The sequence below is a fragment of the Okeania sp. SIO2B3 genome (assembly GCF_010672525.1).
Classification (GTDB): Bacteria; Cyanobacteriota; Cyanobacteriia; order Cyanobacteriales; family Microcoleaceae; genus Okeania.
Genome location: NZ_JAAHGH010000175.1, coordinates 1 through 9,182, shown reverse-complemented (window position 1 = coordinate 9,182; position 9,182 = coordinate 1). Strand labels below are relative to the sequence as shown.

9 protein-coding genes are annotated in these 9,182 nt (G+C 40.0%); all 9 read right to left on the bottom strand.

What is annotated here, in order from left to right:
* Positions 1-290, bottom strand: a 290-nt coding sequence (locus F6K15_RS36620) for a hypothetical protein (RefSeq protein ID WP_293070864.1), incomplete at its 3' end; no start/stop codon positions are given.
* Positions 291-392: 102 nt separating this feature from the next.
* Positions 393-734, bottom strand: a complete 342-nt coding sequence (locus F6K15_RS36615) for a hypothetical protein (protein WP_293070862.1) — start codon at positions 732-734, stop codon at positions 393-395.
* A gap of 16 nt (positions 735-750) precedes the next feature.
* Entirely contained in the window at positions 751-1,536 is a 786-nt protein-coding gene (locus F6K15_RS36610) for a hypothetical protein (RefSeq protein WP_293070860.1), read from the bottom strand.
* Positions 1,537-1,540: 4 nt separating this feature from the next.
* Positions 1,541-3,358: a type IV secretory system conjugative DNA transfer family protein gene (locus tag F6K15_RS36605; protein ID WP_293070859.1), complete on the bottom strand. Its 1,818-nt coding sequence runs from the start codon at positions 3,356-3,358 to the stop codon at positions 1,541-1,543.
* A gap of 742 nt (positions 3,359-4,100) precedes the next feature.
* Positions 4,101-4,670: a hypothetical protein gene (locus tag F6K15_RS36600; protein ID WP_293070857.1), complete on the bottom strand. Its 570-nt coding sequence runs from the start codon at positions 4,668-4,670 to the stop codon at positions 4,101-4,103.
* 14 nt (positions 4,671-4,684) lie between these two features.
* Positions 4,685-6,433, bottom strand: coding sequence for a hypothetical protein (locus F6K15_RS36595; protein ID WP_293070856.1), 1,749 nt, complete (start codon positions 6,431-6,433; stop codon positions 4,685-4,687).
* A gap of 50 nt (positions 6,434-6,483) precedes the next feature.
* Positions 6,484-8,118 (bottom strand): AAA family ATPase, encoded by a 1,635-nt coding sequence (locus F6K15_RS36590; protein ID WP_293070855.1) that lies wholly within the window; start codon positions 8,116-8,118, stop codon positions 6,484-6,486.
* 18 nt (positions 8,119-8,136) lie between these two features.
* Entirely contained in the window at positions 8,137-8,868 is a 732-nt protein-coding gene (locus F6K15_RS36585; RefSeq protein ID WP_293070853.1) for a DUF6753 family protein, read from the bottom strand.
* A gap of 24 nt (positions 8,869-8,892) precedes the next feature.
* Positions 8,893-9,182, bottom strand: a 290-nt coding sequence (locus F6K15_RS36580; protein WP_293070851.1) for a hypothetical protein, incomplete at its 5' end; no start/stop codon positions are given.

The window sequence follows — 9,182 nt, the reverse complement described above, 5'->3', positions numbered from 1 at the left end:
GTTGTATAATTGAACTCATTATAAAAATAAAAAAACACCCCTAATATAAACCCTAATGCTAGCACAATTGCTCCATAGGGCATAGGTATAAAAATAGAAAGAAAAAACACACCAAAACTAATTAATATAAAATTGAGTTTTTTAGGTTTTATTAATTTAGGTATCAAAGGTTTGACAGGTTTTTTTGTCCGCAAAGGTACTGTGGGTTCAGGTATTTTTATATCAGGTATTTGTACATCAATATCAAGTATTTTTTTGGGGATTTTTAAGACTGGGTAACATTCGCTCATAATAATATATTATGAAGTTTTCAAAGAGGACTTTAAGGGATATAAAAAGTGCTAAGGTTTTTAAAACTGAACGGATTTCAATGCAACTAAAGATTCCTATCTTTATCTACTCAGTTCTCGGCCTCTATCTGAGTTCATTTTCTCCCGAGCTTCTTTCTCCAAGCGGTCTTGCAGTCTCAAAAACTCGTGTAACATATCCGCAGAAGCATTTGAACCATTATCAATCCATCCATCACCATCACGAACACTATTAACAGTCTGGCCAGTCTGGCGGTCTATTATAGACATAGTAGCGTGGTCTGGCTCGTAAACTATTTGATGTGTAGGTGAATCAAATGTGTTCGTACCGTGAATATTAAGTATATTGTTTGCTACAATCGAAACCTCGTCCACGAGCTTTTCTTGAAAAGTAAAATCAATATCATCTAAATTTATATCAAACATAAAATATCTCCTCTTATCAACGACTAATATTTTTGCTAACAACTTTAGTGGTTTCTGGTGCTTCTAATTGTGGAGCGACCTGATTTTCCAGATGCTCCACATACTCTTTACTCAAACTCGAATTGAAGGATTCTACTTGTTTGTGTGAATCAAACAAAATCTCCATATTCTCCTCTCCCTCTACAGTTAATTTGCGATCGAGGATAGCCCAAGTAACAGAATTGCGTTCGCCTTCGAGCCGGATTTCAAGGCCCATATTAGAAACAGCCCCATAACGTTCTAGGGCAGCAAAAAGGATAGGAACTGCTCGTTGAACCAAGTCTTGTTGTAAAGGATCGTCGTCCACTAGCTCCTGTACTTCAGATTCTTCTTTGTCTGCTAGTTCCTCAGTATCCGAAATCTCAGGTTCGTCTTTGTCCCTAAATTCAGTGGTATTGTTTATTGCCGGATTTGCTGTTAAAGGTGTATGATGTGTTTCTGTATCAATAGTGACTCCACTAGCAGCGTCACTACTACTAGCAGTAGAATTATTATCACTCGAAACTGAAGGAAAAAAATCAATCTGTAGCCAACTTGAGGATGAATTCTCACGCTCATCAAGCAAAGCTTGCCTAGCTTCGGACCATAATTCCTCAGATATCCCCCCAGAAAGACTTTGCTCTTTAATTTCTGAGGAAAACCCGCGATATTGTTGGGCAAAAGCAGCCCATTCATCCCCAAAATTTTCCAGTTTTGTGGCTACCAACTCAAATCCTACAGCACGCTGAACAGCATCAGGCATTTCGATGTTTGTTTCACTCATTTTCTTAAATATCTATAGGTAAAGGGTTACTGCGACGCGAACTAATTGTTGTAGCAGATTTGGAATCTTCGGGTAAAGGGAGAAGTTCCTCTGCTAAAGCGATACGCTTATTCATCTCTTCAGCCATGCGCTCATCTAATTCATCATAATTTGTAATTTCTAACCGCTTGAACTCCGAGGCAATTAAACGAGGCTCTATTTTCTCCTGCCACATCTTTTCATTTTCCTGAAAGCGTTTCACTTGGGGTAGTGGCAGTTTGATTTCTGGTTGGATATGCCAGGGGACGCTGCCCTCTTGAGAGCTGCCGACGGCTGGATTAATAAAAACACAGCTACGCTTAAACTTGAGCAGGACTTCCTTACTCATCAACGGCACGATCTGAATAGACTGATTTTTTGAACGTGATCCTCCTGCAGCACCAGTACCAAAATTATGAGAAACATTTTGAGTAGAATAGGTAATTTCCGACTCTCCCAAGTATTTGGAAATCTCCTCTGCCGTTTCTACATGGCCGGGATTAAAGAAAAACTTGGTCGCCATGTTCGCCTGTATAATTGTAGCCCCTTCTTTGCCATAGCGTTGCTCAAGCTGTTTGTTATTCTGAAATCCGATAATAGTACCACACCCCTTAGACCGAAATTCTGCTGCATATTGCGCTACATTCACTTTTATGGTAGGCAACTCATCAAACATCAAAACTAAGCCACTCTGGCGCTGCTTGGCAAAGTTTTGCAAGACAATCATGTGGATAGTCCCTGCCAGTACGGGAGCTAGAGCATCTTGACGGGCAATATCATTCTCAATCACAAGCATCATGCCATCATCAATATAGGTCTTGATACTTGAATCACCAATAGTACAAGCCATTAATTGAGGTTGTACCAAAGGCTGTAATAAATTATAAGCTCCTGCGATAATTCCACCAGTAGTTTTTCCTGCATCCTCCTTAGCTAAAGAAGCTATTTGATTGAATTGATACCAAAGAAAAGGAGAGTATTTTTCCCGTTTGCGAGTTGCCTCCAATAACCGTTTTTCTAAATCAGAAAGTTGGATTAAAGCATAGCACATAGCTAAATCAGGGTATTCCGTCGCTCGTGCCAGTTGGATTAAAGCCTGTAGTAACTGTTGACTGGCGGGTTCAAAAAACGGGTCTCCTCCCGAATTATCTTTGGAGCCATTTTGATACAAAACCTCTGCTAATTGTTTAGCTCCAAAATTATCAGTAGCACTACGAATAAAATCCTTGATAGGATTAATACAGCAACTATATGGTTTTCCTGGGGCAAAAACCCTCACATTTGTATAACCATTCTGCAATGCTTCAGTCGCTACAACCCACTTTTGCTCTCCCTTATAATCATAGAGAAGAAAACCAAGATTTTGAGCGATCGCTGCTGATGCCAAAGGATTCAAAACTCCGAAAGTTTTACCACAACCCGCACCTCCTACAACCATCACGCCACGATTTACAGTACACACGGGAATAGTAGGAGGACTGCCAGAAAAGAAAGTACCGATAGAACTCCGTTTACGACGTTTCCAGTCTCCACAGTAGAGGCCAATTTCAGAAACTTTTCGCTTTTCAATTTCGGAGCATAATTTGCCAATAGCAGAAGCTTTTTCTCCTCTTCCTGCCCAATGTGCGGTGGTGAGCTTTTGTTTTTTGTCTCCACCGAGAAGCTGCATTACTAATAGAATTCCTCCCATAGTCAGGATTAGGGGTAAATTTTCTCCCCCAAAGACATTGCCAAAGGCGCTGCCTATATCGCCTGCGATATTATTAGATGGTGGCGGTTGAGTAGTCTGTGCTAAGATTTTCAAAATTCTTTTCCTCCTGAATAATTAACAATTAATAATTAACAATTAATAATTAACAATTAATAACCACCTCTGTTGAATAAATAATTAACAAACAATGCCGGGCTATTTCATTCTAAACTGTGCTATTTTATGTATTAAATAAACCACGTTATTTCAAGTTTTAGGGAATTTATCTTTCGCTGCCTGAAAATCAATAAATTCATTACAAAAATCTAGAATGAAATGATTATGCAAACAATAAATCATAAGTGATACTATTTACAAATAACTTTTCTACAGTTTAAAAAAAAGTAAGTAACTGAGGGTAAAAAGTATAAAAAAACAGAAATATTAGCAGGGACAAATTAATACTTAGGCAATAATTTATTTATGGGTGTTAATTCCTTAATGACTGAAGCATTAGCTAAGTATAGCATTACTTTTTTTATTGGTATTAACGCCCCCATGAATCCGCGAATCAATTATTAATCATAATACCAAAATGAAAAAAAATTTACGAAAAATAAGTGCAATAAAAAGATTTAGCAGGAAATGCCCCTTGGACAAAAAAGAGGATTTAAAACCTGAAAACTGGTATTAAATCTATTAATTATGACTCATAAATTCTGGTTTATGAATTCTAATAAATACCCTAGCTATTTGTAGCAAACATTTCTTTGATTGGTATAACTTATTAATATTCAATCTAAAAGGGAGGTAAAAAACCTGAATGTTTTAATCAACAATTATTAATTATTAATTATTAATTATCAATAACACTATTTCTGGTTTCCACAATCTTGTAAACTTGTCCATCGAAACATTCGGTAATCTGTTGCAAGATATTGTTTGTGGGATGTGCTTGAAAAAAACGCAAGCAAGGTAGGGAACTTTTAGCAACAACACCATTAGGTGGTTCTTTCAGTAATTGGATTTGAGTAGTATTTTTAGGAAGGAGCGGATTGATATATCGCCTCAAAATAGGTCTATACTCTTCCGGAGTTTCCTCTAGATAGGCAAGATGTAGACATCCAAAATATCCACAAAAAGATGGTGAATTTATCTTAAATAAGATAAGTTTATTAGTCAGACGAATTGCTTCTAGTTGTTTATAAGTGTTCCAGTCGGCCTTTTGAGACGAATTATCAGCAATAATTTGTTTTGCTGTATCTTCAGAAACGACTTTAGTAGCAGGTTTCCAACCACTAATAACTTGAGCATGGGAGCCACACCCAATAATTCCCAATAATCCACTCAGGATGAGAAACAGAGCAAATCCTTTAATAAAAGGAAGTATAAGGTAAATATATTTTGAGGGTTGTGAGGATGTCATAGTTTTTCAACAGGTTAGTTAGTGGCACAGCTAACTACAGTGCCACCATGAGAGTTGTAATAAGTCGTTACTTTCTGGCCAAATTTCAGTATAGTTAGACTATTGTCAGCATTCATCACCCTAGAATCAATAGGGACGAACAATCCACCAGCTAGAATTTGAGCAGTTCTTTCAAGCAAGCGATCGCCACAAAAATACTTGTCGGTAGTAGGATCGATTTCGCTGCGAGCTAATAGAGCAGCTTCACCAATAACTAACCGCATTACCTCGTCTTGTCTAGTTGAAGGAAAGAAATTGTGCAAACTTGCGGGGGTAGGATAGTTAGGTTTGGTTAAATCTCTTAGAAATTTATCACCCCCATCAAGCAGAGCAATACTTTTTATTACCTTTTGATTAGTAGAATGTAAGTAGTATTTGCCAAGAGATTTTCCACAGCGATTTTCCAAACAAGTGATTGGTGGAAAATCAGATTGACTATTGCTTTTACCCACACTTAGAATCTGGATAATTCCTTCTGCCAAAATAGATGGAGAAATTCCACCTGCCACTTCCTCCCCAGTAATGATATTGTCTCGCATTGATCTACTTGGTTGCTGCCTCCTCACCTGCTGCTGTGCCAACTGTTGTTGTGTCCGTATAGGTAGCCTATTACTGGGAGGATTGCTACGCGTTATACCTATAGGAATCATTGCATCCCTTTTATACTCCATAAAAGGTATAGGACCAATATTGTATGGCGTGCAGCCTCCAGTGTTACAGTATCGTAAGAATAAAACAAATTGTGCCGAGTCGTTTGTCTCATCGACTTCCCATAATACCATTTTAGCAAATCCGCCAAATGGAAATCGTCCGGTAGGTTCTAATCCAGGTTTAGCGACGGGTGACATAATTGCCATTTTGAGCAATCCAGAACCACCATCAACCCACTGTTGCTGGCCGTTAATCCAGGCTTTTCCCTCAAACGGAGAGGATACAGTCGTACCCAGGTTTTCTGGATCGTCGAGTTCTATGTGAGAACAGGACTCTGTGTTTGCATCTGTTTTATTGCATGGGAATTCAAAACCCACCGACGAGCTACCAGTAACTGTGCGCCCCCAAGTGGCTTCAGCGGGACCTCTCACTGTATCGATCCTAGCAATGATGCTAATACTGCTCAAACTCAAAGGATTGGGAAACTGAGAGAGTGGAATCTCAGATATTCCGGGAATGCTGTCTAAACTAAAATTCTCCCAATCAACAAAATCCTTAAGGGGAGTATTTCCCAGGTTTGGGATGCTGCCTATTTGGAAATTTCCCAACTCATTCAATTTCGTATTGGCAGCAATGGGATTGTTGGCCACAAATTGACCTAAATTTTGTGAGAGTTGGATGTCTTGAAATTGAGGGTTGTTATTGAAAAAATTAGCGAGGGGCTGGATTTGCTGGATTTTGTATTGGTCTAAATAAGGAACTCCGGCTGATGAAATGCCATCACCCAAAACTAAATTGCCCAAGGTTTGTTCTCCCATCAGTGGTAATTGGTTCAGGGTAAATTGATTGACATCCACCCCTAAAAAAGCAGATGTTTGTTCTAAAGTAAATTCTTCAGCTCCCAGGGAGGATAAGGAGCCTAATTTGAGGAGTTGGGATGGAGCATCCATCCCCTCTATACTAGGCATGGAATTGAATGTCCAGTTTTCTATGTCTGGCATAGCCACTTGCTGCTCCCCCACCTGCTGAACTGTGATAGTATTGGGATTGCTGGAAGCAGTTGTAGTGGTCATTAGTAGGATTAGCCCAGTAAATATGGTTGCTATTTGTGTGTGAGCCATGATTAAATTACTTCGAGTGATTTAGGTTGACGGTTGAGTTTTGTCGTACCTGTTGCCTGGTTTTTCGTTCCAGATTGCTCAAACATCCCCCGGTTAATTCGAGCGAAACGGGATGTGTCTCTCCCTGAAGTCGGGCGAGCAAAATCGGCATCTTGCTTGATGGCATAAAGTTGGTCGCTAATGGCTTTATTAGCTGAAGCAGGCGTGAAATTTTGCCTTTCTGCCAGCAAATCTGCTAAGGAAATTTGGGGTAAATATTTTCGAGGATTGAAGGTTTTTCCTTGTTCCTTTGCACTTTGTACTTGGTGGTGAAAGTTAGTTTCTAGGGTTCTCTCAACTGCTTTACCAACCTCATCCGGAGAACAACCTCGATACTCATCAAGTAAAATTCGCCATTGTGAATCAGAAAAACGTAAGTTAGGACAATATTTACCCAGGTGGATATTGAAGATTTCATACAACGCTCCATTATGGGGATTTCCCAAAAACCACACATATTTGAAGCGCCTGACTAATTCTGCCGGGAGCAATCCTAATCTGTTGATTGTGGCCAGCATAAACACGGGAGTGGTGTGGTCTTGCAGCCAAGACAATAACTCCCCAGTCATCTTGGCCATCGCCCCACCACTACCGCCAGACTCCCAACCTACAAAATTCTTTTCAAATTCATCAAAAAATAAGACTACATTGCCAGAATTATCTGCTAAATCTATGAGATGCTTGAGATTCTGCAATGATTCTGATACAGTAGAGCCTACAAGTTGATTGAAATCTACCGCTATCATCTTTGCTCTGATGCGTTGGGCAATCATCTTGGCCACAAGGGATTTTCCTGTTCCTGGCAATCCCCAAAGTAAGCCACCATTAGGATTGCGTAATTTCCAAGAAGATGCACGAGGATCGAATAGTGATGCTATTTTATCTATATCTTTATCAAGTAGATCCAAGCCAGCAGCCTTGGGTACGTCAGGAGGGGGCAAAATCCTAACACCTTTACCCGCTAACTTTTGTTTAGCATACTCCAAAACCGAATCTGCCAACTCTTCCAGGGTATTAGCTTCACCTACCAACCGATTCAGAACAAGGGTAATCTCGCCTTCTGGCAATCCGGTACAAGCTTGGAGCAATGGTAAAGGATCGGATTCTTGTAAGAAAGGATGTTCCTGACAGAATTGAGTTACCAACTCCTCAAGTTCTTTGGACGAAGGAAAAGGCTTCTCCAACTGAGGAATTAAGGGATACAAATTCATCGGTATGTCCAAAAGTGCATCAAACAGCACTATAAAAGTTAGGCTGTCCCCTTGTGTTAGGGCATCGTGGGCATTCCGTAGTTGCAAGTCTATGAGAGGATCAATGTTCTGGACGATACCTTCAACCAAGAAAATCCCATCCCGACTAGCGTTACAGATAGTACCAAGAATATTATCCTCAACTGCAGTAGGAGTAGGGGTAATCTTACCTGAACGAATTTCTTGGACATATTTATATCCGGCATTCCATAGGTATAGGGGCAATTCCATATCCAAACCCCACTGTTCAAACTGCTTAAAAAAGCATTGTCGGTCTGAGGGCGAGACGGCGATCGCCGTTAACGGACTCTCTAGTAGAGGCCAATGCTTGTAATGATGACGAGACATTATCGTTTCTCTGCATAATTATTCGGAAACTTGTTGTGGTTTACTCTCGCGGGGGTTGCGGACAAAAACCGCACAAACTCCTCGTGTAGCTTGGATACCATTGACAGCTAGAGTAATGTTGTCGCGTTTCGCTTCCTTCTCGCATTTTAGAGAAACTAAGCGATCGCCATTCCATTCGATTAGTTGCCGGGCGAATTCCCCCTGCTTTGACTTGGCCCAGTTAAGAAGATGGTTGTCTGTAGCAGCAGGATTAATGAGGTTTTTACTGCTCAGAGAACTGATAAAAAGACCCAATACTAGGCCAATAATTCCACTAGAAGCAATGATCGCTGCTAATATTAATTTATGAGTTGCATTTTTGAGACCCTGTACAGACTTATCTTCAGCTTCAGACGGACTGTCGAAACGCTCTGCAACCAACCGTTCTGCCATCCGACTAATTCGTGCCTCTACCTCTGCGGATAAAGCTTGCTGGTAACTTTCTCTTTTTGAATCAAATTCAGTTCCAATCCTTTTAAACATATTTGATTCAGCTATTTCAAAGGCAGAACGGATTTCATCAGGTTTGTTGCGTATTACATACGCCAAATAAGCGTTGGCTGCAATCTGACTGCAAAACGGGTCTTCAAGCGCAGAACCACTTTGAGTAAGAAAACTATGAACCCATTGTCTTGCTTCTTCTGGTTCGCCATCCAAAAGGTGATTCAAGGCTTTCTGGTTCTGCTCAATCCACTGACTCGGGGTTGACATAAGCTGTTTCTCTTAGTGTGGAAATTAGTTAGATTTAGATGTAGCTCCAGATTCAGCCGGAATTTTGTCTCGAAGCTTCTGATACTGTTCGTTGGACAGGTTAAGTGTCTCTTCAGACACATTTAATTTTGCTGCTAATTCTTTCAGATTTTTGGTATTGGCGATCGCTGACTCAATAGAGCTGATGTCTTTTTTGAGTTGATTGGCCAAATCATCTAAAGTAACCTTTTTCTGACTTTTTTTAGGGACTTTTAACTTACCCTCAACAAGATTCGGCAACTGTTCAAAAATCTGGTCAAAGGTTTGGTTGTACT